Source organism: Aquabacterium sp. A3 (assembly GCF_038069945.1).
Taxonomy (GTDB): Bacteria; Pseudomonadota; Gammaproteobacteria; order Burkholderiales; family Burkholderiaceae_C; genus Aquabacterium.
The window spans coordinates 18,083-44,357 of the sequence record NZ_JBBPEV010000003.1 but is presented as its reverse complement, the minus strand read 5'-3'; the positions used below and the strand labels follow the sequence as shown (position 1 = coordinate 44,357).

19 protein-coding genes are annotated in these 26,275 nt (G+C 66.6%); 10 read left to right on the top strand and 9 right to left on the bottom strand.

Annotation, left to right across the window (positions count from 1 at the left end; translation table 11 throughout):
- Nucleotides 1-127: 127 nt before the first annotated feature.
- Nucleotides 128-2,500 (bottom strand): putative bifunctional diguanylate cyclase/phosphodiesterase, encoded by a 2,373-nt coding sequence (locus WNB94_RS11830; RefSeq protein WP_341390613.1) that lies wholly within the window; start codon nt 2,498-2,500, stop codon nt 128-130.
- A 202-nt stretch (nt 2,501-2,702) separates the two neighbouring features.
- On the opposite strand from WNB94_RS11830, the gene WNB94_RS11825 reads away from it, so the two are divergent.
- Together WNB94_RS11825 and WNB94_RS11820 are read left to right on the top strand one after the other, a co-directional pair.
- Complete coding sequence (locus WNB94_RS11825; protein ID WP_341390612.1) at nt 2,703-5,009, top strand: NADP-dependent malic enzyme; 2,307 nt, start codon at nt 2,703-2,705, stop codon at nt 5,007-5,009.
- Entirely contained in the window at nt 4,996-5,895 is a 900-nt protein-coding gene (locus WNB94_RS11820) for a DMT family transporter (protein WP_341390611.1), read from the top strand. Before WNB94_RS11825 ends, WNB94_RS11820 begins: the two co-directional genes overlap by 14 nt.
- 33 nt (nt 5,896-5,928) lie before the next feature.
- On the opposite strand, the gene WNB94_RS11815 is transcribed toward WNB94_RS11820, so the two are convergent.
- Entirely contained in the window at nt 5,929-7,203 is a 1,275-nt protein-coding gene (locus tag WNB94_RS11815) for an HD-GYP domain-containing protein (protein WP_341390610.1), read from the bottom strand.
- Between the two features lie 277 nt (nt 7,204-7,480).
- Between WNB94_RS11815 and WNB94_RS11810 the strand changes: the two genes are divergently transcribed.
- From WNB94_RS11810 to WNB94_RS11800, 3 genes are read left to right on the top strand one after another with little or no spacing between them, the layout of a single operon-like run.
- A complete protein-coding gene (locus tag WNB94_RS11810; RefSeq protein ID WP_341390609.1) occupies nt 7,481-9,754 on the top strand; it encodes a sigma 54-interacting transcriptional regulator in 2,274 nt (757 codons plus the stop codon).
- A 35-nt stretch (nt 9,755-9,789) separates the two neighbouring features.
- Nucleotides 9,790-11,025 (top strand): S-methyl thiohydantoin desulfurase domain-containing protein, encoded by a 1,236-nt coding sequence (locus tag WNB94_RS11805; RefSeq protein WP_341390608.1) that lies wholly within the window; start codon nt 9,790-9,792, stop codon nt 11,023-11,025.
- The gene (locus WNB94_RS11800) at nt 11,018-11,776 is read left to right on the top strand and encodes an aspartate/glutamate racemase family protein (protein ID WP_341390607.1); all 759 of its coding nucleotides are present in this window, start codon (nt 11,018-11,020) and stop codon (nt 11,774-11,776) included. Before WNB94_RS11805 ends, WNB94_RS11800 begins: the two co-directional genes overlap by 8 nt.
- Here WNB94_RS11800 and WNB94_RS11795 read toward each other — a convergent pair.
- Nucleotides 11,751-12,902 carry an acyl-CoA dehydrogenase family protein gene (locus tag WNB94_RS11795; RefSeq protein ID WP_341390606.1) on the bottom strand — a complete coding sequence of 384 codons (1,152 nt, stop codon included), beginning with the start codon at nt 12,900-12,902 and terminating at the stop codon, nt 11,751-11,753. The genes WNB94_RS11800 and WNB94_RS11795 overlap by 26 nt on opposite strands.
- A 126-nt stretch (nt 12,903-13,028) precedes the next feature.
- Between WNB94_RS11795 and WNB94_RS11790 the strand changes: the two genes are divergently transcribed.
- The 3 genes from WNB94_RS11790 (at nt 13,029) to WNB94_RS11780 (ending at nt 15,653) form a co-directional block, all read left to right on the top strand.
- A complete protein-coding gene (locus tag WNB94_RS11790) occupies nt 13,029-13,934 on the top strand; it encodes an SDR family oxidoreductase (RefSeq protein WP_341390605.1) in 906 nt (301 codons plus the stop codon).
- Between the two features lie 99 nt (nt 13,935-14,033).
- Nucleotides 14,034-14,843: a DUF1295 domain-containing protein gene (locus WNB94_RS11785; RefSeq protein ID WP_341390604.1), complete on the top strand. Its 810-nt coding sequence runs from the start codon at nt 14,034-14,036 to the stop codon at nt 14,841-14,843.
- 15 nt (nt 14,844-14,858) lie between these two features.
- On the top strand, nt 14,859-15,653 hold the full coding sequence (locus WNB94_RS11780; protein WP_341390603.1) for a hypothetical protein: 795 nt from the start codon (nt 14,859-14,861) through the stop codon (nt 15,651-15,653).
- On the opposite strand, the gene WNB94_RS11775 is transcribed toward WNB94_RS11780, so the two are convergent.
- Nucleotides 15,654-18,371: a response regulator gene (locus tag WNB94_RS11775; RefSeq protein ID WP_341390602.1), complete on the bottom strand. Its 2,718-nt coding sequence runs from the start codon at nt 18,369-18,371 to the stop codon at nt 15,654-15,656.
- An 8-nt stretch (nt 18,372-18,379) separates the two neighbouring features.
- The gene (locus tag WNB94_RS11770) at nt 18,380-19,138 is read right to left on the bottom strand and encodes a substrate-binding periplasmic protein (RefSeq protein WP_341390601.1); all 759 of its coding nucleotides are present in this window, start codon (nt 19,136-19,138) and stop codon (nt 18,380-18,382) included.
- Nucleotides 19,139-19,258: 120 nt separating this feature from the next.
- Here WNB94_RS11770 and WNB94_RS11765 point away from each other — a divergent pair, with 120 nt between their 5' ends.
- Entirely contained in the window at nt 19,259-20,248 is a 990-nt protein-coding gene (locus tag WNB94_RS11765; protein ID WP_341390600.1) for a hypothetical protein, read from the top strand.
- Between the two features lie 15 nt (nt 20,249-20,263).
- Here the strand turns inward: WNB94_RS11765 and WNB94_RS11760 are convergent, their stop codons facing one another.
- Both WNB94_RS11760 and WNB94_RS11755 read right to left on the bottom strand, forming a co-directional pair.
- Complete coding sequence (locus tag WNB94_RS11760; RefSeq protein ID WP_341390599.1) at nt 20,264-21,094, bottom strand: prolipoprotein diacylglyceryl transferase family protein; 831 nt, start codon at nt 21,092-21,094, stop codon at nt 20,264-20,266.
- A gap of 40 nt (nt 21,095-21,134) precedes the next feature.
- A complete protein-coding gene (locus tag WNB94_RS11755) occupies nt 21,135-22,706 on the bottom strand; it encodes a methyl-accepting chemotaxis protein (RefSeq protein WP_341390598.1) in 1,572 nt (523 codons plus the stop codon).
- Between the two features lie 271 nt (nt 22,707-22,977).
- On the opposite strand from WNB94_RS11755, the gene rpoH reads away from it, so the two are divergent.
- A complete protein-coding gene (gene rpoH, locus WNB94_RS11750) occupies nt 22,978-23,937 on the top strand; it encodes an RNA polymerase sigma factor RpoH (protein ID WP_341390597.1) in 960 nt (319 codons plus the stop codon).
- A 1-nt stretch (nt 23,938) separates the two neighbouring features.
- On the opposite strand, the gene WNB94_RS11745 is transcribed toward rpoH, so the two are convergent.
- Together WNB94_RS11745 and pgi are read right to left on the bottom strand one after the other, a co-directional pair.
- Complete coding sequence (locus WNB94_RS11745; protein ID WP_341390596.1) at nt 23,939-24,607, bottom strand: HAD family hydrolase; 669 nt, start codon at nt 24,605-24,607, stop codon at nt 23,939-23,941.
- Nucleotides 24,604-26,274, bottom strand: coding sequence for a glucose-6-phosphate isomerase (pgi, locus tag WNB94_RS11740; RefSeq protein WP_341390595.1), 1,671 nt, complete (start codon nt 26,272-26,274; stop codon nt 24,604-24,606). The genes WNB94_RS11745 and pgi overlap by 4 nt, the downstream gene beginning before the upstream one ends.
- Nucleotide 26,275: the final 1 nt, after the last annotated feature.

Below are 26,275 nucleotides of genomic sequence, written 5' to 3'. Positions count from 1 at the left end.
TCTCCGAAGCCCTTCAATCCTGCCAATGTATCACCGGCCCATGACCCACCGCTCTGTCACTGCGCAGCACAGTGGGCAGTGTTTGGTGCGTCCGGGCGCCTCAAGGTTCCCTGGTCAGCGCGCATCATCACACCGTCACGGCCTGCACCTTGCTCAGATAAGCGGGCACTTCGGACGCCGGCATCGGCCGCGCGATCAGGTAGCCCTGCACGTCGTCGCAGCCCAGCGCCTTGAGCATCATCAGCTGGCCTGGGGTTTCGATGCCTTCGGCGGTGGTCTCCAGCCTCAGTGCGCGGGCCAGGCTGATGATGGCCATGACCACGGCCTGCGCGTCGGCGTCGCTGTCGAGCGAACGCACGAACATGCCATCGATCTTGAGTTTGTCCAGGGTGAAGCGCCGCAGGTAGGCCAAGGACGAATAACCCGTGCCGAAGTCGTCCATGGCCACCCGCACGCCACGACTGCGCAAGGCCATCAGGGTGGCTTGTGCGCCTTCATGGTCTTCGATCAGGGCCGACTCGGTGATTTCCAGCTCCAGCCGTTCGGGGGCCAGACCGCTGAGCGACAGGGCTTCATCCACCAGCTCGATCAGGGCGCTGCTGCGAAACTGCACGGCCGACAGGTTGACGGCCACGCGGAGGTGGCCCGGCCATTGCGCCGCCTGACGGCACGCCTCGCGCAACACCCAGGTGCCCAGGGGCACGATCTGACCGGTCTCTTCAGCCACCGGGATGAATTCGCCCGGCCCGATCAGCCCCCGCTCGGAGTGCTGCCAGCGCACCAGCGCCTCGAAGCCGATCAGCTCATTGCCCACCAGGCGGCGCTGCGGCTGGAAATGCAGGGTGAACTGCTGCGCCGCCAGCGCCATGCCCAGTTCATGCTGCAGGCGTGCTCGGGCGCGCGCCATGTCGGCCATGTCGGGCCGAAAGAACCGGTGGGTGTTGCGTCCTGCCGCCTTCGCAGCGTACAAGGCCAGATCGGCGCACTGCAGCAAGGACTGCGGATCGGCCCCATCGCGCGGCGCCAGCGCCACCCCGATGCTGGCGCGCACCTCCACCAGGACATTGTCCAGTTGACACGGCTCGGCCAGCAGCGTCAGCAGGCGCTCGGCCAGGGCGGAGGCCGACGGCTCCGAGGTGTGGTGCCAGGTCAACAGGGCAAACTCATCGCCCCCCAGCCTGGCCAGCAGGTCACCGTCGGCCACGCATGTGCGCAAACGGGCGCCCACGCGGCGCAAGAGCTGGTCACCCACGCTGTGGCCCAGTGAATCATTGATGGCCTTGAAGTTGTCCAGGTCCAGGAACAGCAAGGCGCAGTCTCGGGGCGTGACGCTCGCTCGATGGCCCAGGCGGTCCAGCTCCTTGCTGAACCGGTGGCGGTTGGCCAGTCCTGTCAGGGCATCAAAATTGGCCAGGCGGGCCAACTCTTCCCGCGCCAGCCGCTTCTGGGTGACGTCGGCGCCCACCCCGCGCCAGCCTGCCGCCCGCCCCTGCTCATCAAACAAGGGCTTGGCCGACAGCGACCACCAGCGCAGCTCCTGCCCCACTTCCACCGGCAGTTCCAGGTCGCGGAACGGCTGCCCCAGCCGCATGCACGAGGTCAGACGCGCCAGGGCTTCTCCTCCGTCGACCGCGTCCTTGGGACTCATCCAGCTCAGCCAGTCCAGCAAAGAGCGCTGCACCAGCTGGCGGGCAGGCACCCCGAAGGATTCGGACAGGCGAGCCGACACATGGCGCAAATGCCCCGTGGGCGAGATTTCCCACAGCCAGTCAGAGGCGTGCTCTTCAAAATCGCGCAGCAACAGATCAACCAGTTGCTTTTGGCGCTCGGTCTCGGCCTCGGCCCGCAAGCGGCTCATGAACGCCTGCGCGGTGGTCAGCACCACACCACCCATGATCACGCAATACACGGCCAGCAACACCAGGAGCGCGCCGCCGCTGGCATAGCTGGAACGCATCAAGCCGACCGCGCTGGCCACCCCCATGCCCCCGACGTAGGCCAGGGCCGCTGGCGCCACGGGGCTGAGCATGAAGGCCCCACCACAGATCATGCCCACGATCACGGTGGCGATCAGCATGGACCCATGGTGATCGGCCTGCGGGAACACCAGCACGGGCATCGCACACCACAGCAGCGAAAAAAACACCACCTGTGCCGCGATGATGGAGGTGGCGCTGGGATCGGCCGTGGGGCGACGCCCCGACTGGATCAGGGCACGCCACCAGAAATACGCCACGACCAGGCTGACGGTGGCCACCAGGCACCAAGCCCACAACCAGGTGTGGGGCAAATGGGCCCGGAAATACCAGCCGATGATGAGCGTGTTGACCACATTGCCCGTGGCGATCAAGGGCAGCAAGGCCAGCAGGGCCATGATCTGACGGGCCCGAAAGTGCCGAACCAGTGGCCCATCCACCGACTCATGAGGCACCACCGAATGCCAGGCCTGGCGCAAGGCGGCCGGCCAATGCCTCAACGCGGACACGTGGTCTGGGGTCATCCAGGGCTGCTTCTCATCAAACGGGTGAACAATCCATGTGGGATTCGACCAATTGGCGCCAAACTTGATTTCACCATGTGCCCAGCATGGCGGACAGGGGGTTGTCCGCACACTCGAATCAATGTTGACACACTCGGTGTCAGATATCTCACGGGCGGATCGCTTACCATGCACGCCCTGTCCGGAGAAACCGTTCACCGCCATGAGTGCCGACAAGCCCCTGTCCGATGCCGAGCAATCGCTGCGCGATGCCGCCCTGGAGTTCCACCGCCTGCCCACCCGTGGCAAGGTGTCGGTGACCCCCACCAAACCCCTGTCCAACCAGCGTGACCTGTCTCTGGCGTATTCGCCCGGGGTGGCCTACCCCTGCCTGGCCATCGAGCAAGACCCGACCCTGGCGGCCGAGTACACCTCGCGCGGCAACCTGGTGGCCGTGGTGACCAACGGCACCGCCGTGCTGGGCCTGGGCGACATCGGCCCGCTGGCCTCCAAGCCGGTGATGGAAGGCAAAGGCTGCCTGTTCAAGAAGTTCGCCGGCATCGACGTGTTCGACATCGAACTGGCCGAGCGCGACCCCGACAAGCTGGTGGACATCATCGCCGCGCTGGAGCCCACGCTGGGCGGCATCAACCTCGAGGACATCAAGGCGCCCGAGTGCTTCTACATCGAGAAGAAGCTGTCGGACCGCATGAACATCCCCGTGTTCCATGACGACCAGCACGGCACGGCCATCATCTCCAGCGCCGCGCTGCTCAACGGCCTGGAGCTGGTGGGCAAGCAGATCGGTGAGGTCAAGATCGCCGTCTCGGGCGCAGGCGCCGCCGCCATCGCCTGCCTGGAAGTGATGGTGGGCCTGGGCGTGCAACGCAAGAACATCTATGTGTGCGACTCCAAGGGCCTGATCCAGAGCGAACGCGCCGACGCCAAGGCGGGCAAGCTCGACGAGTCCAAGCAACGCTTCTGCCAGATCACCAACGCCCGCACCCTGGCCGACGTGGTCGACGGGGCCGACGTGTTCCTGGGCTGCTCGGCCCCGGGCGTGCTGACCGCCGACATGGTCAAGACCATGGCCGACAAGCCGCTGATCCTGGCGCTGGCCAACCCCGAGCCCGAAATCCGCCCCGAAATCGCCAAGGCGGCCCGCCCCGACTGCATCATCGCCACGGGCCGGTCGGACTACCCGAACCAGGTCAACAACGTCCTGTGCTTCCCCTACATCTTCCGGGGCGCGCTGGACTGCGGCGCCACCAAGATCACCGAGGCCATGAAGCTGGCCTGCGTGCGCCAGATCGCCGACCTGGCCAAGGCCGAGATATCCGACGAGGTGGCCGCCGCCTACCCGGGGCGCGAACTGCGCTTCGGCCCGGACTACCTGATCCCCACGCCGTTTGATTCGCGCCTGATCCTGCGCATCGCACCCGCCGTGGCCGAGGCCGCTGCCGCCTCGGGCGTGGCCACGCGCCCCATCGCCGACCTCAAGGCCTACCGCGAGTCGCTGTCGCAATTCGTGACCAACACGGGCCTGTTCATGCGCCCGCTGTTCCTGGGGGCCAAGGCCGCGCCCAAGCGTATCGCCTTTGCCGAAGGTGAGGATGAGCGCGTGCTGCGCGCCGCCCAGATCGCCGTGGACGAAGGCATCGCCAAGCCCATCCTGGTCGGCCGGCCTGAAGTCATCCTGCAGCGCGCCGAGCGGGCCGGTCTGCGCCTGCAACCCGGCGTGGACTGCGAAATCGTCAACCCCGGTAAAGACGACCGATTCAAGTCGTATGTGGACGCGTACCACAAGCTGTGTGCCCGCGATGGCATCTCGCCCGACCTGGCCAAGGTGGTGGTGCGGCGCTCCAACTCGCTGATCGCAACCCTGCTGGTGCACATGGGCGATGCCGACGGCATGATCTGCGGCGTCATCGGGCGCTACGACTTCCACCTCGACCACATCCGCGAAGTGATCGGCGCACGCCCCGAGGCCCATGGCCTGGCCGCGCTGAACGCGCTCATCCTGGACAACCACAACCTGTTCATCGCCGACACCTTCGTCAACGAAGACCCGACGGCCGAACAGCTGGCCGACATCGCCGTGCTGGCCGTGGAAGAGGTCAAGCGTTTTGGCCTGCCACCGCGCGTGGCCTTCCTGTCGCACTCGATGTTCGGCTCCAGCAGCCGTCCGTCGGCCAAGAAGATGCGCACGGCGCGCGACCTGTTCATCCAGCGCATGCCGGATGTGCCGGCCGATGGCGAGATGCAGGGCGATGCGGCACTGAGTGAATCGGTGCGCCACAAGCTGATGCCCGAAACCACGCTGGACGGCACGGCCAACATCCTGATCTGCCCGAACCTGGACGCCGCCAACATCCTCTTCAATGTGTTGAAGATGACGGGTGGCCAGGGCGTGACCGTGGGCCCCATCCTGCTGGGTGCGGCCAAGCCGGTGCACATCCTGACGCCCTCGGCCACGGTGCGGCGCATCGTCAACATGACGGCCGTGGCCGTCGCGCATGGCACCGTCTGATCCAGCATCGAGCTCAAGTCCCGGACTGACCCGGGGCTACGCGGCGGCCCTGGGCACCGTGTTGATCTGGGCTGGGTTCATCCTGGTGTCTCGCCTGGGGGGCAAGACCGCACTGACCGGGTGGGACATCGTGGCCCTTCGCCTGGGCACCGCCTCGCTGGTGCTGCTGCCGTTTGCGCTGAACATCCCGCGCGCGGCCTGGCGCGACCTGCGATTGTGGACGCTGGCCCTGCTGGGTGGCCTGCTGTTTTTGGTGCTGGTGTACGCGGGCTTCAAGCTGGCGCCCGCCGCCCACGGCGGCATCCTGCTGCCGGGCATGCAGCCGTTTTTGGTGACCGCGCTGGCGTGGGTGATTCTGGGCGCGCGGCCCTCACGGCAACGCCTGTGGGGCCTGCTGCCGATTGCCCTGGGCGTGGCCTGCGTGGCGGTGCCCCAGGTGCTGGGACACCACGAAGGCGACAGCACCCTGACGGGCGACCTGCTGATGCTCTTGGCCTCACTCACCTGGGCGGCTTACAGCGTGCTGGTGAAAAAATGGGTGTACGACCCCTGGCTGCTGACGCGGTTCGTGGCCCTGGCCTCATGCCTGGTGTTCATGCCCATTTACCTGCTGTGGCTGCCCAAGGCACTGCATGAGGTGCCCACCGAGATGCTGGTGCTGCAAGGGCTGTATCAGGGCCTGGGGCCCACCATCCTGGCGATGGTGTTGTTCCTGAAGGCGGTGGAGCTGCTGGGCGCCGAACGCACGGGCGCCCTGGTGGCGCTGGTGCCGGTGATGGCGGGCCTGGGCGCCGTTCCCTTGCTGGACGAGCCCCTCACTCCCTGGTTGGTGGCCGGGCTGCTGCTGGTGTCTGGCGGCGCTTTCGTGGCCGCACGGTCGCGCTGAGGCGTCCACCCTGCTCGGGCGCTTCCACCAGGATCAGGCGGGTTCGAGTTCTGCCTGACGCCCCTGCAAGGCGCTCCAGACGTCGTCGAGCGCCAGCCGCTCTTCGGGCGACCAGCGCTCGTCCAGCCAGCACATCACCCGGGGCAAGGTCTGGATCCTGAAGTCCAGCTCCTGGTTGGCCAGATGCAGTTCATGCAGCGAGCCTCCCAGCAGGTGCCGTGGCGCCCACAGACCCAGGGCGTCACACGCCCGCATCAGCTCTTCCAGGATCGGCGTGATCAGGCCAGCGGCCGCCGTCAACCGAGGCTCGGCCGACGAGGCCAGCTTCCATGAGGCCCGTAACGCCGCCTGGATGCCCTGCTTGTGCGACTGCGCCCGGGCCCAGACCTGATCGGCGTCCACCGCCACCGGCGAGGCCGGGTGGTCCGCCCCGTGGCGACGCGCCGCCTGACTGGCGAACCCGGCGGCCACCTCATCGAACTCGCTGGGCAGCAAGCGCACGGCCAATGCCGCGTGATCCCAGGCATCAGGCGCCTGGCTGGACAGCACGCCCATGAAGGTCTCGACGGCTGCCAGACGCTTGCCCAACCAACTGACCTGCCGCGCCCGCAGGGGATAGCCCAGGCCATTGCCCCGCTCGTGGTGCTCGCCGATGGCGCGGCACAACTCTCTTGGGTAATCGGTTTGTTGCTGCAGCAGCATCTCGCCCACGCGGGGATGCACGCAGATGTGACGCCAGGACTCCGGGCTGACCGGTCGGTCGTCATGCAGGTAATCGGGCTGGATGTACAGCTCGCCGAGGTCGTGCAGGAGCCCTCCCAGCATGTGCATCCGCACCTGGTAACGATCGCCCCCCGCATGGATGCCCAAGGCCCCTGCCAGCATCATGGCCATGACCGCATGGTCGTGGGCTTGTGGCGAATGACTGCGACCGGCCGTCAACAGCAGTTGAGCCACCGGGTGCAGGGGCAGGTGGGCGATGTCGGCCAACAGGGCGTCGGCCCATGGCCCCACGCCGCTGCGCAGGGCGGGCAGTTCGGCCAGCAAGCGCTCGGCAGTGACCTGCAAATCGTGGTGGGTGACACCGTCTTCGGCCCGCAAACACGACTCCAGCGGTTCGCGCAGCTTGCGCTCCAGCAAGCGTTGCTGCAACTCGCGCGACACCGGCTGCCCCTTGGCCCACAACTTGACGCCCCGGTCGTCCAGGATGTCCTGGTGGGCCACGATCTGGCCCTCTTCGCTGGCCTTCATGATCGTGGCCAGGGCGTGAGGATTGGCCTGACGGTGGTCGAGGGTCGGCTCCTGCATGGCGTGAAGACTCTCCCTGTACTTCTGGCGGCGCGATTCCCTGAGCAGATGCCTTGTTGTGATACGGCTCGATCCGGGGCACTGGCGCCACCATGTCCCGGATTTGAAGAGCCTGGCATTCACCACCTTTACTGCAAGCTGTGTGCCAGCCCCCATATCGGCTGAATTTCCAGAATCAGGGCGATTTCAGCCCAAACTCATGGACGAAAACGTCCATTTGCAAGAACCTGGTGGACGATTTCGGGTAGGATGGATGACGTTTTTACAAAAGCTTTCCATGCAAACGCTGCTCCCCACGCTGGCCCACACCGACACGGGTGTGGTTGGGCACGCCCCCGCTTTTCAGCAATTGTTGCGGATGCTGGATCGCGTGGCGCACACCGACCGGGCCGTGCTCATTTCCGGCCCCACCGGATCGGGCAAGGAGGTGATGGCGCAGCTGATTCACCGCCGAGGTCGGCAGCCGCAGGCGCCCTTCATGGACATCAACTGTGGCGCCCTGCCAGAGCACCTGGTCGAGGCCGAATTGTTCGGTTACGCCAAAGGCGCCTTCACGGGGGCCGTCAGCAGCCATCCGGGCTACTTCGAGCGGGTGGGCACCGGCACCCTGTTCCTCGACGAGATCGGCGAGTTGCCGCTGGCCTTGCAGCCCAAACTGCTGCGCGTGCTGGAGACCCGCTCGTTTCGCCCACTGGGGTCGACCGAGGTCAAACGCTTTTCGGGGCGGGTGGTGGCAGCGTCCCACCGAGACCTCGAGGCCCTGGTCAAGGTCGGCACCTTCCGCGAAGACCTGTACTACCGCCTGGCGGTGTTCGTGCTGCAGGTGCCTGGTCTGGAGCAGCGCCGCGAAGACATCCCGGAGCTGGTCAAGCACTTTGCGTCGCTGCAAGCGCGCTCGCTGAGCTTCAGCGAAGCGGCGCTGCAGCGCCTGCAGAACCACCAGTGGCCCGGACACATCCGGCAGTTGCGCAGCGTGGTGGACCGCCTGGGCGTGCTCTCGGAACACGCCCACATCACCCTGGAAGAGCTGGAGCGCTTCCTCGATCCTGTGGCGTTGGACGAGCAGGTGGATCCGATTTCGCTGGCCGACGCCTTGCTGAGCCTGCCGGGAGAAGACAAACTGGCCATGGCCGAACAACTGTTGATCGACCGGGCCATGCAGCTCAGCGACGACAACAAATCGGCTGCAGCCCGGCTGCTGGGCGTGAGCCGCAAGGCCGTCGAGCGGCGCCTGGCGGCCCGCAGTGACCGGCAGCGCACCGCTCAAGACTGCCTCGACGACGCCGAGCGACACATCCAGGCGGCCGCCTTCAAAGAGGCCGTGCCCTTGCTGCGCATGGGTCTGGACCGGCTGCGCAACACCAGCGAAACGCCCGAATCCCGCCGCCTGAGCTACGACCTGCACCGCCAGCTGGGCGTCAGCCTTCGGGCGCTGGAGGGATGGCTGAGCGCCGATGCGCTGGCCGCTTATGAAGCCGCCTTCGCGGTGGGCGATGGCATCGTGGACGACGCTGAACTGAGCTCGATCCTGTTTGGCATCTGGACGGCCCAGTTGATGGCCATGGACCTGGGCAAAGCACGGGGCACGGTGCAGGAGATGCTGCAACGCGCTCAGGGCAGCGGCGACGCCGACCTGGTGGCCGAGGCCCACGTGGCCATGGCCAACACCTTGTTCTGGCTGGGCGACAGCGGCGAGGCGCTGGCCTGCCTGCAGCGGGGTGGTCTGGTGCCCGTGGGCAACCAGGAGCGCTGCCGCACCCAGGGCTTTGACCTGGTCGGCCTGGCGTTGAACTTCGAGGGCCTGGCCGCCTTCCAGGTGGGCGACTTCGACCGCGCCGAAGCGGCCCGACGTCGGCTGGTGACCCGGGTGGAGCAAACCGCAGATCACCCCTTCAACCAGGCCATCGCGCTGCAAGGGGCCGCGTGGCTGTCGTGCCTGTTCAACGACACCGACGCCATGGGCGCGCTGGCCTGCGAACTCGAACAGCTCTCGGCACGCCATGGCTTCGTGTTCTACCAGGGGGTGGGGCAGATCTTCCGGGGCGTGCACCTGCTGACCCAACATCGCTATGACGAGGCGGAGACCGCCATCCGCGATGGCTTCGAGGTGCACATGCTGCGCAACGGTGGCCGTCTGTTCTATTCCTTCCACGCGTGGAAGCTGGGTGAAGTCTTGCTGGCGGCGGGCCACCCCTCGGAATGCGACCGGCTCATGACCCAGGCCATGGACGTTTGCCTGGACCACCAGGACCGGGCGTACCTGGGCGAATTGCTGGATGTTCAGGGGCGCGCCCGGCAGGCCACGGGCGACCTGGAAGGCGCCGAAGAAGCCTTGCGCAGCGCCCTGTCCACGGCCACCGCCCTGGGCGCCGTGCCCGCGCGCATCCGCGCCACCACCCACCTGGCCGCGCTGCTGCACCAGCTCGGTCGCACGCGTGCGGCCACCGAGCTGCTCGACAAACTGCTGCGCCCCCTGGACAAACAAAGCCGCTTTGAGGGCACACATCAGGCTTTGGCCCTGCGCCACCAGATTGCACCATCCAGTTCTTGATGAACTGCCCCGCACCGGGGTCTGGAGAGCATGGGATGGCCTTGACCTTGAACCGCGCCGACCTCGAGGCGCTGATCATCGGTGGTTGCTTTTTTGGCAGTGGCGGGGGCGGCACCCTGGAATCTGCCCGGCAACTGGTGTCGCATTTCGAGCGTGGCGCCTACTACCCCACCGACACCGTGACGGTGCTCAGCGTGGACGAGGTGCACGAGGGCGAGGCGGTCATGGTGGCCTACATGGGGTCGCCCGAGGCCATCGATGGCGCGGCGTACCCCTTGGGCCCCGTGCAGGCCGTGGCCACCATCCAGGCACAGTTGCGGGCCCAGGGCCGCCAACTGACCCATGTGGTGCCCCCGGAAAGTGGCGCGCTGGGCTTCAGCGTGGCCTGCCTGGTGGCGGCGCGCCTGGGCTTGACGGTGATTGACGGCGATGGCGCAGGCCGCGCCGTGCCCTCGCTGCCGATGCTGACCTACGCCGCGCAGCACGTGGATCCCCGGCCCGCCGTGCTGGTGAGCCAGGACGGTTTGACCGTCGAGCTGGACGTCACCCCGGCCAAAGGTGAGCATGGCGACCCTCAGCATCAGCAGGATGTCTCGGTCATCCTGGAGCAGATGATGCGTCCGATCGTGGCCGCCCCCGAATTCAAAGAGTTTGGCGGCCTGGCCATGTGGGTCATGAAGCCGGCGGAACTGCGCCGGGCCATGCCCATCACCGGCACCCTCACACGGGCCCTGCAGCTGGGCCAGGCCCTGCGCAACGGCGAAGCCAGATCGCTGCGCGACATGCAGGCCCTGCTGCGCACACGCTGGGGGCTGGAGGCCCTGCCCCTGTGCGCCACAGGTGAGTTGTGGGAGGCCGCGGTCGACACCACGGGCGGCTTCGATCTGGGTACCGTGAGTGTGCGCTCGGGTGACGCCACCACCGAAGTGCTTTATCAAAACGAATCCCTGCTGGCCTGGAGCAGCCGCCATGCACACCCGCTGGGCATGGCGCCCGACAGCCTGTGCTGGTTCTTTGAGGGCGAAGGCGATGCCGTGGCCTCCAATGGCGACCTCGTGCAACCGGATGGTCGGCTGAACCCCGCTTACCGAGGGCGCCCGGTGACGCTGCTGGGCCTGCCTGCGGCGGCCCCGCTGCGCGTGCCCGGCGGCTTGATCCTCGACAGCTTCATGGCCCAGGTCAACACACTGGGCTACCGGGGGCCGTACGTGCCGGTGGAGCGGTTGCAGACCTTGCCAGGCACCCATGCCCAGGAGGTGGTCCATGGTTGACACCACACGCCAACTGCGCATCGCCATCATCGCGCCGGTGAACACCAGCCAGTACAACGATCGCCTGCTGGAGGCGGTCCGCCCTGTGCTGCCCCCGGATGTGGACGTGAGCGTGCACAACCTGCATCAGGGACACGACTGCATCCAGAACCGCACCGACTGGCTGCACAACGGCTTTCCGGTCGTGCAACTGGCCAGGCAACTGCAGGACGCAGGCGCCGACGGCATCTGGCTGAGCGACTTCGACATGTGCGGCGTGGAGGCGGCGCGCGAGGTGATCGACATCCCGATCATCGGTGGCTTCCCCAGCTCGGCCTTCACGGCACTGAGCCTGTGTCAGCGTTTCGGCATCCTCACCATCCTGCCCAGCACGCTGGCCATGCAGCAGGGCCATGTGCTGACCTACGGGCAACAGGACAACTTTGCCGGCATCGCCCCCATCAACTGTCCGGTCGATGAGCTGGACAACGTGGACAAGGTGGTGGCCGCGGCCATGCCCGTGGCGCTGGAGCTGATCCGCCAGCGGGGCGCCCAGGCGCTGTTGCTGGGCTGCACGGGCTTTGTCGGCGTGGCCGATGTGCTGTCGCAGCGACTCAGCGAGGTGCTGCAAACCTACGTGCCCGTGATCGACCCCAACCAGGCCGGCATCAGCAGCGTGATCGGCCTGGTGCGCATGCGGTTGCGGCCCAGCCGCCTGTGTTACAGCGCGGCACCGGCCTCCAGCCTCACAGGCCCATCTGCTTGGCGATGATCTCGTTCATGATCTCGTGTGTGCCGCCGCCAATGGAGAGGATGCGGTTGTCCCGGTACAGCCGCTCCACCACCGATTCGCGCATGTAGCCCATGCCACCGAAGATCTGCACCGCCTCGTAGGTGACCTTGTCAGCCACCTCGGTGGCGAAGTTTTTGGCCATCGACACCTCCTGGATGACCGGCTGGCCAGCCTGCATGCGCGCGGCCACCCGCAAGGCGTACTCGCGGGCCACGTCCACCTGCGTGGCCATCTCGGCCAGCTTGTGGCGAATGACCTGGTGCTTGCTGAGCGGCTTGCCAAAGGTCACGCGCTCTTTCACATAGGTCATGCAGGCCTCGAGTGCCATCTGCGCCGTCATGTAGGCCATCACGGCCAGGGCCAGGCGCTCGGCCTGGAAGTTCGACATGATGAGCATGAAGCCGGCGTTCTCGGGCCCGATCAGGTTGCCCACGGGCACACGGCAATCCTCAAAGAACAGCTCGGCGGTGTCCGATGCCCACCACCCCATTTTCTTGAGGTTGCGGCCCACGCTGAAGCCCGGCGTGCCCTTGTCGATCAGCAGCAGCGACACGCCGCCATAACCCTCGCCCCCCGTGCGCACGGCCACCGTGTAGTGATCGGCCCGCACGCCCGACGTGATGAAAGTCTTGGCGCCATTGACCACGTAGTGATCGCCGTCGCGCACAGCACGGGTGCGGAGGTTGGCCACGTCGGAGCCGCCACCCGGCTCGGTGATGGCCAGGGCCATGATCTTGTCGCCACGCAGCACGGCGGGTGCCACGCGCTCTTGCACCTCGGCTGAGGCGCCGCGCCACACGGGCGGCAGGCCGATGTCGAGCGAGCCCAGGCTGGCCACCAGGCCCCCTGAGGTGCTGCGCATCAGCTCTTCGCTCACGGCCACCTTCATGAACACATCGTGCTCGCCCGTGCCACCCAGGCGCTCGGGATGGCCGATGCCCAGCAGGCCCAAGGCGCCCGCCTTCTGGTACAGCGCCCGAGGGAAACCGCCCTCTTCCTCCCACTGGGCAATGTGCGGCAGGATCTCCTGCTGCACAAAACGGCGGGTGGTCTCGCGCACCATGGCATGCGTGTCGTTGAAGTAATCCAGTGCGTGTGCGGTCATGTGCCAGGCCCTTGCTCGTGAAGTGATGACGCGCTAATTTACCTTAATTGTCACTAGTTGACGTAAACGTTAACTGACAGTAGAGTTGGCACTTTCCATGCCCGATCACCCGCCCAGAGACACCCCATGAGCATCAGCGCCCCGCCCCCGCATTACGACAGCGTCTTCCGTCCTGGTCTGTTCACCGACCAGGTCATCGTCGTCACCGGCGGCGGCAGCGGCATTGGGCGCTGCGTGGCACACGAACTGGCGGCACTGGGCGCGCGCGTCGTGATCACCGGGCGCAACGAAGACAAGCTCGCGCGGGTGAAAGCCGAGATCACGGAAGACGGCGGCCAGGCCGACACCATCGCCTTCGACATCCGCGACGAGGACCAGGTCAAGGCCGCTGTGGCCGAGATCGTCAAGCGCCACGGTGCGATCCACGGCCTGGTGAACAATGCCGGCGGGCAGTTTCCTGCCCCCATGGCCGCCATCTCGAAGCGCGGTTTTGACGCGGTGGTGACCAACAACCTGACCGGCGGGTTTCTGATGATGCGCGAGGTGTTCAACCAAAGCATGCACAAGACCGGTGGTGCGGTGGTGAACATGACCGCCGACATGTGGAACGGCATGCCCGGCATGGCCCACAGTGGCGCCGCCCGTGCGGGCATGGCCAACCTCACCAAAACGGCGGCCTTCGAGTGGGCCCATGCCCATGTCCGCGTCAACGCGGTGGCCCCAGGCTGGATCGCCTCCAGCGGGATGGACAGCTATGGGCCGGCCATGGCGCCCATGATCCGCAGCCTCAAGAACAACCTGCCCATGAAGCGCATGGGCCTGGAGGCCGAGGTCAGCGCGGTGATCTGCTTCTTGCTGAGCCCCGGGGCGGCCTTCGTCACGGGCATCACGGTGGCCATCGATGGTGGCGCGCCCCTGAACAACCCGGTCATGCCTCAGGCACCGCACCCGGGTGCACCCACCTTCAACGGATTCCATCGGGCCACCACGCCCAGCGTGCTCAACGACGATACGTCCGGGGCAGCAACATAACTTTACCCATTGGTCACGGTTTACCCTGACCAGTAGCCATGGAATCCTGGCCACCCTACAATCGTCGCGTTGAACGACGATGGTGTGGCAATGACAGGCATGGACCCTTTGATCGCGTTGCTGGCCGCAGCGTTGGTGCTGTTTGCAGCCAAGGCCTTGGCCTGGCTGATTCAGCGCCGCCTGGGCAACGCGGGCATCGTGGACGGCATCTGGGCCTGGGCGCTGGGCGCTCTGGCACTGTGGTTTGCCTGGGTGGGCCCCGCGCCCGTCGAGTTGCGGTGGCTGCTGGCCACGTTGGGCGGACTGTGGGGCGCACGGCTGGGCTGGTACTTGTGGTGGCGCAACTGGCGCACGCCAGAAGACTGGCGTTACGCGCAACTGCGCCAGGAATGGGCGCCCCATGCAGCATCGCGCCTGTTCTGGTTTTTTCAGTTCCAGAATGTGTTCACGCTCATGCTGGCGGCCAGCGCCTTCATGCCGGTGGCCTGGCGTCCCGACATGCCCCCGACGTGGGCGTTGGGCATGGCGGTGCTGATCGCGGTGGTGGCGCTGGGCGGCGAGGCCTTGGCCGACGCGCAACTGGCCGCCTTCAAACGCGCGGGGCATGCGGGGGTGTGCGACCGAGGGCTGTGGCGCTACAGCCGCCACCCGAATTACTTTTTTGAATGCCTGCACTGGGTGGCCTATGTGCCGCTGGCCTGGGGCGGCCCATGGGGCTGGTGGTCACTGCTGGCGCCGGTGGTCATGCTGGGTCTGATCCTCAAACTGTCAGGTGTGCCCTTGATGGAGCGCGAGTTGCTCAGGCGCAAGCCCGGTTATGCAGACTATGCGGCCCGCACGAGCATGCTGGTGCCCTGGCCTCCCCGCCCCGCTGCGGCAGCCCGCACGGGGAGTTCCAACCCCCTCTGACGCCTGAGACACCGCATGACCGAGCTGTTGTACCGCCTTCATTGCCCGCCGCTGCGGAGGGCGCCTTGGGTGATCGCCCCTTCACTGGGGCTGGTGCTGGCGCTTGCAGCACTGCACCCTGCGCACGCGCAGGCCACATCCGAACGGATCGTGGGTTATGTGCGCGACGCCAACACACAACGCTACCTGTACACCGAGGTGCACCAGTTGCAGATCGGGCGCGACGGCGCCCCCGTGACGGGCACCACCACCTACCTGGACCCGCAAGGCCAGGAGATGGCGCGCAAGACGGTGGACTACCGCAGTCACCGCACCGTCCCGGTCTACCGGCTGGAGCTGCCGGCGCAGGGCTACAGCGAGGGCATCACCGAGGTGGGCGGCACGGTGATGATGTTCAAGACCAGTCAGCGAACCCGACAGGAAGAGCGGCTGGACATGCCCGAAGGCCATGTGGCGGGCGACTCCGGCTTCAACCAGTTGATCATGGACCTCTGGCCCAGCCTGCAGCGCGGTCAGACGGTGCGCTTCCGGCTGCTGGTGGCAGGCCGGCTCAGCGATTACGCCTTCCGCGCCCGGCACGCAGGCGAGCTGACCTACCTGCAACAGGCCGCCACCCGCATCCGCGTGGAGCCGGATTCGATGCTGCGCTTTCTGGTCGATCCCATCGACCTGATCTACGATCGCTCCGGCCGCAGGCTGTTGCACTATGCCGGCGTGTCCAACATCCTCAACCCGGCCACCGGTGAGGTCTACAAGCGCATCGACATCCAGTACGGTGGCGAGCCTCCTGCCGAAGCCCGACTGCCCTGATCACACCACGGCCGGCATGCGGTCGATGCCGTCGAACATGTGCTGCAAGGCGTGCTCCAGCCGGTTGAGCGCTGTGCGCATGTCCTCGTGGGCCAGGCCACGGTCCAGCGCCTGGTTCAGTTGCTCGCAGGCGCGTTCGACCTGAGTGGCGCCCAGGGTCTCGGCCAGCCCGGTCATGGTGTGCAACATGCGGCGCAAGGTGCGCTCGTCCAGCCGTTCCATGGCCTGTCGCCATTGGGGCACAAAGTCGCGCTCTTGTTGCGCAAACAGCGTGAGCATGCGGCGGTACAGCGCATCGTTGCCCAGGGTGCGCGCCAGCCCCGCGCGCACATCCACGCCATGCTGTGCCAGGATGTCCATGGAGGACGCCGTCTCGATGATCTGGGCCACCGGCGCCTGCCCTCCCGGACTCAGCCACCGTGTCAGCACGCGATACAGGTCTTCCACGTCCACGGGCTTGCCCACGTGGTCGTTCATGCCCGACAACACGGCCTTCTCTCGATCGCCCTGCATCACGTTGGCGGTCATGGCGATGATGGGCAACTCGCGCCAACGACCGTTGGCCCGGATGCGGCGCGTGGTCTCGTACCCGTCCATGCCAGGCATCTGGCAATCCATTAGCACACCGTCGAAGCTCGCGCGCTCCAGCGCCTGCAAAGCCTCATCGCCGCTGCCGGCCACCACCACACGCACGCCCACGCGGGCCAGCAGGTCCACGGCCAGTTCCTGGTTGATCTCGTTGTCTTCCACCAGCAGCACCCGCGCGCCCTCCAGCGCGGCGCGGTGCCGGTCAAAATCGATGATGCCCACCGGCCGGGCGGCCGATGCCGCGGTGCTGCGATTGTCCAGCAGGGCCTGACACGCCCCTCGCAGCGCGCCGGGCGTGACGGGCTTGCCGATGACCAACCGAACCGCCAGCCCCCCCTCGCGCCAACGGGCCATGGTCTGTTCACGCTCTTGCGCCGTGGTGATGACGATGGCCGGCACCGTCAGGCCGGCCGCCTGCAGTTGCTGCAGGCAGCCCAGCCCCGCCCCGTCGCGCCCGCTGGCCTCCAGCAGCAAGAGCCGGTAAGGTCGGCGCGCCAGGTCGGCCACCCGCACATGGTCGACCACCTGGCGCTCATCGGCCAGCGCATCCACCTGGAACCCCAAGCCCTGAAGCTGCGATGTGAGCAAAGACCGCAGGTGCGGATGCGGCTCGACCAGCAGGCTGCGGGTGCCCGCCGGCACCAGCGGCTCGGCGCGGCTCGGGGGCTCGGTGGCCTCGACGGGCCAGCTCAGTTCGAACTCGAAGGTGCTGCCCTGCCCCGGCTCGCTGTGCACTTGTATCTGTCCGCCCATCAAGCCCACCAGGCGCTGGCTGATCGCCAGGCCCAGCCCGCTGCCACCGTAATGTCGGGCGGTGTCGGGGCTGGCCTGCGCGTAGGGCTGAAACAACTGCCCGACCTGGTCGGCCGACATGCCAATGCCCGTGTCCTGCACCCAGAACCTCAGTCGCCCGGCTTCGGCCGGTGCCACGCGGCGAATGCCGATCACCACCTCGCCCTGCGGTGTGAACTTCACGGCATTGCTGGCCAGGTTCAGCAACACCTGGTGCAAGCGCAACGGGTCGCCCACCAGGCGGTCCGGCACGTCGGGTGCCTGATCGATGATCAGCTCCAGGCCCTTGTCTTGCGCCCGCAGGCGCAGCAAGTCGGCCAGACCTGAGACCAGGTCATGCAAACTGAACGGCACCGACTCCAGCTCCAGCTTGCCGGATTCGATCTTCGAGAAATCCAGGATGTCGTTGACGATGCCCAGCAACAGCCTGGCCGAGGTGTGCACCTTCTGGACATAGTTGCGCTGCTGTTCATTGAGCGGCGTCTGCATGGCCAGCTGCGACATGCCGATGATCGCGTTCATCGGTGTTCGGATCTCGTGACTCATGGTGGCCAGAAAGCTGCTCTTGGCCACATTGGCCAGCTCGGCCGCCTCTTTCTCGATGAGCAACTGCTGGCTGTGCTGTTCAATCTCGCGCCGCTGCTCGATCTGGTCCGACAGCGACGCCCGCATGCGGTTGATCGCCGCCGCCAGGCCCTCGATTTCATCAGGGCGCTCGCGAGGGTCCGGCAGGATCAAGGGCTGGTCCAGCCGGTCCAGGCTGAGGTCTGCGGCGTAACGGCCAATGCGCTCGATGCGTTGGGTGATCATCAGCCGCATCCCGATGATGATCACCATCGCCAGCACCATCATGCGCGCCACCTCGGCCACCACCGTGCTCAGGGCCAGACGCCACAATCGGTCATGCAAGCCGGCCAGCGACAACTGCACGCGAAGCTCGCCAATGCGCTGAGGTGGTTCGGTCTGTGCCGGGTCCAGGTGCATCAACAAGAAGCGCTCGGCGCGCGTGGGCGCATCCAGCCAGCGAAACTCTGCGGGCACCTCGCGCCGGACGGTGGGCACGGCAAAGGGGAAGTCCCCCGACAAGGTCACGTCGGTCACGTCGGGCAGTTGGGCAATGCCTTGCAGCTGCTTTTCAATGAGCCCCTGGTCGAGAATCCACACGTTGGCCGTCAACGCCGGCACGTGGCTGTGCTCGATGATGTTGAGGGTGGCGTCCATGGCGCGCAAGCCGTCGCGGTAGGCTGCATGAATCTGGTAGGCCGTGCCGGCCAAGGCCGTCAGCAGGCTGGCGGCCAGCACCAGAAAGATCATGCGACGCGAGACACTGTGTTTCACGACCATCCTCAATGTGGCTGCCACCGTGCCCGGAACTGGGCCATCATCTGCTGGTACCGTCCCGAGGCGTGCAGGGCCTGCAAGCCTTGTTCAAACTGCGCACACAGCCGCATCCCCTCGGGGTGCCTTTTGGAGAAGGCCACCCAGAACCCGTCTTGCCGGATCACCGACACCTTTTTGACCCGCCCTTGCACGGCTGGCATTCGGCTGATGCGCTCCCAGCCGGGCATGGTGTTGAGCAAGATGTAATCCACCCGGCCTGCCACCAGCATCTTCAGCAGGTTGTCATCAGAGGCGGCGCTGACGCGGATGATGCGCCGATCTTGCATCCATTCCGACGGGTAGGTGTAACCCAAGGTGACGCCCAGGCGCTTGCCCGCCATGCGCTCACGCGTCATGGCGTCGGGCGCCGACATCGGGCCAAAGATGGCCAGCTCTTCCTCAAAGAGTGGCGTGGGATGCCAGCAATACCGGTCATGCAGGTCTTGGGTTCGGGTGGCATTGAAGCAGCCGGCGATCAGCCCGCGCTGGGCGTGCAGCATGCACCTCGCAAAGGGCAGGCTCTGAAAACGAACCTGCACCCCCTGCGTGGCAAAGGCGGCGCTCACCAGCTCAGGCGACAGGCCTGCGGGGTGCTGACCGGGGGCGTCCACCGAGGAGTAAGGCGCCCAGTCGTCTTCAGCCCCCAGCACCACCGCGCCGGGTTGCGCCATGACGGACGCGCACCAGCACAGCCACCCCATCAGCCACCCAGCCCACCACCTCATGAACGCCGCCTCCTTCAACAGACTTTACCCAGGTTTCAGGACGATGCACACTGATGCCATCACGGGTTTTCGAGTGGTTGTCGCCCCCGACACCACACCCATCGTCACAGGGAGGTCTTCATGCCGGACCACAGCAGCACCGCCACCTGGTGGGCCACGCAACTCACGCGCTGGATGACACCGCAGGCTCCCTCGCCGGCGCCCCTGACCTCTGAAGGCACGCTGGAGCTGGTGCGACAGCGCAACGCCCTGCTGGACGCCCTCTTCTACGACGTGAAGGTGATCAGCCCCGAAGAGGCCCGCACATTGGCCCCGACCCTGGCGGCCGAAGGCGCCTTGCTGCATGTGCCGCCCTCCGGGCAGGGGCCCGTGGTGCTGTGCGCCAGCCGCGATGTCTTGTGCGCCCACCTTGACAGTGCGAGCCTGCGTGATGGGGTGCCGGTGGTCGTGGCCGGGGTGGGCAGCTCGGCGCTGGGCTCGGCAGCGCTGGCGCGCAATGTGGCCGACGCTCTGGGCCGACCCACCGTGGCCGTCGTCTCGGGTTACGGTTTGTCCGACCTGCTCACCGAGGCCCTGGGCGGGTTCTTCCTGTTCGGCGCACTCAACGCGCTGCGTCATCAGTTCGAAGGCCTGGACCGCTGGCGGGAAACAGGCCTGATCGCCGAGCCCGATGGCGATGGCCCCTCCCGGTCGCTGGCGCAAACCAGCCGCGACACCCAGGCCGTGCTGGGGCTGCTGCAGGACGACCGGGTGCCGATCGGCATGCTCATCGGGCACTCCAAAGGCAACCTCGTGCTGTCAGAGGCCCTGTTTGCCTTGCGACAGCGCGCGCCTGAGCGGCTGTCCGAGCTGGGCAGGCGCCAGCGCATCGTCACGCTCAGTGCACGGATTGCCATGCCACGCGAGTGCACCCAGGTGACCGACGTGATGGGCCAGCTCGATGGCTTTGGGGCGCTGAACTCCAGGGCCCGCATCCCGGCCGACCACATCGTCTCTGGGGCCTGGCACCACACCAACACCGACCTGCCCTGCCATCTGCCGGTCAGAGACACGCTGCGAACCCTGATGGCCCAAGGCTGGCAGGGCAACCAGCAGCGCACTGCCACCTGAATGCCCCCGGGAGCGTCAATCCGCCCCGATGTCACGCAACCGGTCTTGCAACACGGCGGATGACAGCTCGCCCACGCGACGGCTGACCAACCGACCCTGGGCATCAAAGAACAAAGTGGTGGGCAAACCAACCTGGTCGAAGGCGGCCCCCGCACGCTGGGCTGGGTCCAGCCAGACCTGGCGCAGCGCCAGCCCATGCGTGCGCAGGTAGGCCTGCACGACGGCGGCCGATTCGCCCTGGTTCAACAGCACGATGTGCACATCGGGGTGCGCCTGCTGGGCCGCCTGCAGCACCGGCATCTCACGCCGGCAGGGCGGGCACCACGTGGCCCACAAATTGAGCACTACGGGCCGGCCGCGCAAGGACTGCAGTGTCTGGGGTTGGCCGTCCAGACCCTGCACCTGCAGGTCCGGCAAGGGCACGGCGCGAGGGGCCTGCGTCCACATCAACCAGGTGCTGAGGCCCATCACGGACAAGGCCACGGCATACCCCGCCATGACCGGACGGCGCAAAAAAGACCGCGCCCGCACCCGCGACATGCCGTACAGACAGGCCGCCGCCAGACCCGCCGCCGGGGCCCAGCCGCCATCGCGGATGTCCAGGATGCTCCACGGCTGTGCCAGGTACGCCTGGCGCCACATCCAGACGTAGCCCAGCCGGGCCACCACCAGGCCCAGGATCAGGGCGCGCCACAGGGTCTGATCCACCGCCTGACGGTGCTCGGGCGGGGCCAGGCGCTGCCCGACCCACACGCCCACCCAGGCCGACAAGGCCAGCAGCACGGGCAAGAGGTTGAGGGCCAGCGGGCCCACGGCGATGGTGGTGTCCATGAACAAGGCAAGCATGCAAGGCCCTGATGGACCCGGCCTGCAGGCCGAAGTTTCATCACTGCCCGGCGGCCATGCGGAAGGTGCTGGTCAGGCGCACCAGTTGCTCGGCTTGTTGACGCATGCTTTCTGCCGCTGCGGCACTTTCTTCCACCAAGGCCGCATTCTGCTGAGTGGCATGGTCCATCTGCGAAACCGCCTGCCCCACTTGCTGCACGCCGGTGCTTTGCTCGCTGCTGGCCGCAGAAATCTCACCCACGATGTCGGCCACCCGGCGAATGGAGGCCACCACCTCTTCCATCGTGCCGCCCGCCTGCGCCACCAAGGCAGCGCCGGCATCCACCTGCTCCACGCTGCTGCCGATCAGGGCCTTGATCTCGCGCGCGGCCTCGGCGCTGCGCTGCGCCAGCGTGCGCACCTCAGCGGCCACCACGGCAAAACCTCGTCCCTGCTCACCTGCGCGGGCGGCCTCCACCGCAGCGTTCAGCGCCAAGATGTTGGTCTGAAAGGCGATGCCGTCGATCGTGCCAATGATGTCGCCGATCTTGCGGGAACTGTGGCTGATGCCCCCCATGGTGTCCACCACCTGCTGCACCACCTCCCCACCCCGAACCGCGACGGCCGAGGCGTTCTGGGCCATCTGGTTGGCCTGGCGCGCGCTGTCAGCGTTGTTGCGCACGGTGGAGCCCAACTCGTCCATGGTGGCCGCTGTTTGCTGCAAGGCGCTGGCCTGCTGTTCGGTGCGCCCCGACAGGTCCTGGTTGCCTTGCGCGATCTGCGCGCTGGCGGTGGCCACGCTTTCCGCGTTGTTGCGCACCTCGGCAATCAGGCGCGTGAGGCTGGACTGCATGTAGGCCATGCGGGCGATCAGGCTGTCACGGTCACCCGCCGACACCGAAACTGGGTGAGACAGGTCCCCATCTGCGATGCGGGCCACCACCGCAGCGGCTTGCGCAGGCTCGCCCCCCAACTGGCGGTACAGTGCGCGGATCAGGGTCCAGCCCACCAGGCCAGCTGTCAGGCAAGCCACCAACAGCCCCCCCATCAGCACCGCGTCCAAGGTGTGCCGCAGTTGCAGGGCTTGCGCCGACCGCTCGTCCAGCAGGGTTTGCTCGGCCAACGTGAAGGCCTGATGCACCTCACGGAACGCGTCCATGTGGGCCTTGTCGCGCCCTTCAGAAAAATCACGCAACAGCACGGCCATTTGCTCGGCATCACCCCCGGCCGCCTGACGCTGGTCGGTGAAATCCTGCACCACACCTGAAAACGCCTGTTCGTGCTCGTACATGGTTTGCAGTCGTTCTTGCTGCACCGGGTTGTCTGCCGTGAGCGACTTCAGGGCTTGCCACTGCTCTTCAAACTGCCGCTCGCCCAACCTCACGGGCTCCAGGAAGGCCTGCTCACCAGCCAGCAAGTACCCGCGCGCGCCGGTCTCCATGTTGAGCATGGACACCAACAGGTGGTTGGCGTGCTGCATGACCTTCAAGGTGTGGGTATTCCACTGCTCGGCACGCACCAGTCGGGCGTCCGTCCACAGCGCGAAACCCACCACCGCCGCAAAGATGGCGATCAGAACGCCAAAGCCCAAACCCAATTGACGCTTCAGCGTCAGCCGCTCAAACCAGTTCATTCAACCCCCCTGACATGAACCCCCTGCCCACCGCGGACAGGCTCGCCAACCAGTTCACGGCTTATCGGCTGGCGTTTGACTTTAGTTGAATGTCTGACGATTCATTGACGCACATCAACCCTCGAGGGCGCCGACATGGCGTGGGTGGGCCAGAGGGGCAGCCCCTTGGCCAGTGGTGGAACTTTTTCCGCCTTAGCACTCACCAAGCAAGAGTGCTAATATGAGTTTGTCGGGGGTGTGTCAGCCCCCCCACACCGTGAAGGAGGCCCTGATGACCCTGTCGACCGCCCTTGTCGCCCGTGACCCCTGGAGTGTCGTGCCCTCGCTGGGCAACCTGGACGCCTACATCCGTGCCGTCCAGAACATCCCCATGCTGGAAGCCGACGAAGAGCAGCAACTGGCCCGCCGCCTGCGCGACCAGCAGGACGTTCAGGCTGCGTCACGCCTGGTGATGTCTCACCTGCGCCTGGTGGTGTCCATTTCTCGGCAGTACCTGGGCTATGGCCTGCCCCAGAGCGACCTGATCCAGGAAGGCAATGTGGGCCTGATGAAGGCCGTCAAGCGCTTCGACCCTGATCAGGGGGTGCGCCTGGTCAGCTACGCCATGCACTGGATCAAAGCCGAGATCCACGAATACATCCTGAAGAACTGGCGCATGGTGAAGGTGGCCACCACCAAGGCCCAGCGCAAGCTGTTTTTCAACCTGCGCTCGCTCAAGCACAGCTTCAAGGGTGAAGCGGCCGATGCCGATGTGGCCCACGAAGCCCACCTGGGACGTGCCGGACTGACGGAAGCCGAAATCCAGCGCGTGGCCACCGAGCTGGATGTGCGCCCTGAAGACGTGATCGAGATGGAGATGCGCATGGCCGGCGGCGACGTGGCCCTGGAAGCCCCGGTCGACGACGACGGCGAGGCCCCTGTGGCACCGATGGCCTACCTGGCCGACGAGGTGCACGAGCCCACCCGCGTGATCGAAGCCCGCAGCCGCGATTGGCTGGCGAGCGATGGCATCCGCCACGCCCTGGACAGCCTGGACGAACGCAGCCGCCGCATCGTCGAGGCGCGCTGGCTGCAGGTCAATGACAATGGCTCAGGTGGCCTCACCCTGCACGATCTGGCGGCCGAGTACGGCGTCAGCGCCGAGCGCATCCGGCAGATCGAGGTGGCCGCCATGAAAAAAATGCGCAAGGCCCTGGCCGAAGCGACAACGATCGACGCGGTGGCGCACTGATTCAGACGGGCGACGCAGCAGACCACCAGGGCTGCATCGCCAGTTCGGCCTGACACTGCGCCACACTCTGAAACTGAACGGCCCGCCAGCCCACGCTGCGGGCCGTTTGCACGTTCTGGGGGTGGTCGTCGATGAACACCGTTCGCTCAGGCCGCAGACCGCAGCGCTGGGCCGTGGTGTGGAAGATGTCCGGGTTGGGCTTGACCTGCCCCACCTCGCACGAAAACACCCCACCCCTGAAGCGTTTCAGAAAGTCGTGCCGCGCCAGCAAGAAGTGCATGTAAGGCCTGGGCATGTTGGACAGGAAAAACAAGGGCACGCCATGCGCATCCAGGGCCCGCAGCCACGCCACGGTGGCCGGCACCGGCGCCAGGTGGGGCGGTATGGCCTGCATCAGGCGCTGCAGATCGGCCACCGGCAGGCCGGTGCGGGCCGCAATGCGGTGGCAGACCACCTCGGGCTCGAGCGCTCCACGGTCAAACTCTGACCACTCGCTGCCGGGCACAAACGACTGAAACACCTGCTGGGCCATCTGCTGGGCCTGCACTTCGTCGCGAACCAGGTGCGGCCACACGGACAGGATCAGGGCCGCGGGCTGCCAGGTGAACAGCACCCCGCCCCAATCGAACACCACGGCATCGATCGCGCCCGCAGCGGGCAGGCCGCTCATGCGCCGCCCGGCGTGCGCAAGCGGCAGATCATGGCCGCCGTGGCCGGGTCCAGGTCACGCACATCACCATCGGCCATGCGAGGCAGCAACTCTTTGCACATGGCCTTGCCCAATTCCACCCCCCATTGGTCAAAGGAGTTGATGCCCCACAGGGCACCGGCCACGAACGTGCGGTGCTCATAGAGCGCCACCAGGGCACCCAGCGCATGGGGGGTCACCTCGTCCAGCAAGAGCGTGGTGCTGGGGCGGTTGCCCGGGAAGGTGCGGTGGCGGGCGATCACCTCGGGGGGCACGTCGGCACCCGCCGTGGGCGCAAGCTCGGTGCGGGCCTGCTCGGTGGATTTGCCCCACATCAGGGCCTGGGCCTGGGCCAGCCCGTTGGCCAGCAGCTTGTCGTGCTGCTCGTCCAGCAAGGCCTTCAAGGCGGGCGAAAGGTGCGCAGCGTCGCGGTGGCTGGGCCGCCGCACCAGCAAGAACTCCACCGGGATGACGTCGGTGCCTTGGTGCAGCATCTGGAAGAACGCATGCTGACCGTTGGTGCCCGGCTCGCCCCACCACACGCCGCAGGTGGCGTAAGGCAATGACTGGCCAGCCATGTCCACCGACTTGCCGTTGCTTTCCATCACCAGTTGCTGCAAGTAGGCCGGCAATCGGCGCAGGCCATGGTGATAGGGCGACACACAGCGGCTGCTGTAGCCCAGGCCGTTGCGGTACCACACGTCCAGCAAACCCAGCCACATCGGCAGGTTGGACTCCAGCGGCGCCTGTGCAAAGTGCTGGTCCATGGCGTGCGCCCCGGCCAGCATGGCCCGAAACTGCTCGGCCCCCAGGGCCAGGGCAATGGGCAAGCCAATGGACGACCACATGGAAAAACGACCGCCCACCCAATCCCAGAATCCGAAGGTGGTGCTGATGCCGAACGCACGCGCGCCCTCGACATTGGTGGTGGTGGCCACAAAGTGGTGCGCCACGTCGTGGCCGCCGTGCTCCACAAACCATTGCCGTGCCGCGTGGGCGTTGGCCATGGTTTCCTGGGTGGTGAAGGTCTTGGAGGCGATGATGAACAGCGTGTGCTCTGGCCTGAGTTTGCGCAACACGGAGGCCAGATCCTGGCCATCCACGTTCGACACGAAGTGGAAGTTCAGACCGGGGTGCACGAAGGCCTCCAGCGCGGGCACCACCATCTGGGGCCCCAGGTCAGAGCCGCCGATGCCGATGTTCACCACATCGCGGATGTCGCCCGGCTGGGTGCCACCAGCACGCGCACGCACACCCTCGACGTAGGCCAGCATGGCCTCCAGCACCTCGTGCACGGCCTGGCTGTGCGGCCCTTGTCCCTGAGGCGCCCGCAGGGCCGTGTGCAGCACCTGGCGCCCTTCGGTGCCATTGATGCATGCCCCTCGCAACATGTCATCGCGCTGGGCCTCCAGGCGGCATTCACGCGCCAGGTCGAGCAGGTGTTTGTGGGTGGCCATGTCCCAGTGCGCGCGCGACAGGTCGGCAAACACCTCGGGGGCCGCCAGGCCCAGGCGTTGCACACGCTGCGGATCATCGGCAAACAAGGCGCGCAAGTCCATGGAGCGGCCATGGGCCTGGGCGTGCCCCATCAGGGCCTGCCAGGCCACGGTCTGGTCGCAACGAGGCGCGCGAGACGGTGCAGAACTCATG

Coding starts and splice junctions, on each gene's coding strand:
- WNB94_RS11830 (WP_341390613.1), bottom strand. CDS start 2,500: ATGACCCCAGACCACGTGTCCGCGTTGAGGCATTGGCCGGCCGCCTTG.
- WNB94_RS11825 (WP_341390612.1), top strand. CDS start 2,703: ATGAGTGCCGACAAGCCCCTGTCCGATGCCGAGCAATCGCTGCGCGAT.
- WNB94_RS11820 (WP_341390611.1), top strand. CDS start 4,996: ATGGCACCGTCTGATCCAGCATCGAGCTCAAGTCCCGGACTGACCCGG.
- WNB94_RS11815 (WP_341390610.1), bottom strand. CDS start 7,203: ATGCAGGAGCCGACCCTCGACCACCGTCAGGCCAATCCTCACGCCCTG.
- WNB94_RS11810 (WP_341390609.1), top strand. CDS start 7,481: ATGCAAACGCTGCTCCCCACGCTGGCCCACACCGACACGGGTGTGGTT.
- WNB94_RS11805 (WP_341390608.1), top strand. CDS start 9,790: ATGGCCTTGACCTTGAACCGCGCCGACCTCGAGGCGCTGATCATCGGT.
- WNB94_RS11800 (WP_341390607.1), top strand. CDS start 11,018: ATGGTTGACACCACACGCCAACTGCGCATCGCCATCATCGCGCCGGTG.
- WNB94_RS11795 (WP_341390606.1), bottom strand. CDS start 12,902: ATGACCGCACACGCACTGGATTACTTCAACGACACGCATGCCATGGTG.
- WNB94_RS11790 (WP_341390605.1), top strand. CDS start 13,029: ATGAGCATCAGCGCCCCGCCCCCGCATTACGACAGCGTCTTCCGTCCT.
- WNB94_RS11785 (WP_341390604.1), top strand. CDS start 14,034: ATGGACCCTTTGATCGCGTTGCTGGCCGCAGCGTTGGTGCTGTTTGCA.
- WNB94_RS11780 (WP_341390603.1), top strand. CDS start 14,859: ATGACCGAGCTGTTGTACCGCCTTCATTGCCCGCCGCTGCGGAGGGCG.
- WNB94_RS11770 (WP_341390601.1), bottom strand. CDS start 19,138: ATGAGGTGGTGGGCTGGGTGGCTGATGGGGTGGCTGTGCTGGTGCGCG.
- WNB94_RS11765 (WP_341390600.1), top strand. CDS start 19,259: ATGCCGGACCACAGCAGCACCGCCACCTGGTGGGCCACGCAACTCACG.
- WNB94_RS11760 (WP_341390599.1), bottom strand. CDS start 21,094: ATGCTTGCCTTGTTCATGGACACCACCATCGCCGTGGGCCCGCTGGCC.
- WNB94_RS11755 (WP_341390598.1), bottom strand. CDS start 22,706: ATGAACTGGTTTGAGCGGCTGACGCTGAAGCGTCAATTGGGTTTGGGC.
- rpoH (WP_341390597.1), top strand. CDS start 22,978: ATGACCCTGTCGACCGCCCTTGTCGCCCGTGACCCCTGGAGTGTCGTG.
- WNB94_RS11745 (WP_341390596.1), bottom strand. CDS start 24,607: ATGAGCGGCCTGCCCGCTGCGGGCGCGATCGATGCCGTGGTGTTCGAT.
- pgi (WP_341390595.1), bottom strand. CDS start 26,274: ATGAGTTCTGCACCGTCTCGCGCGCCTCGTTGCGACCAGACCGTGGCC.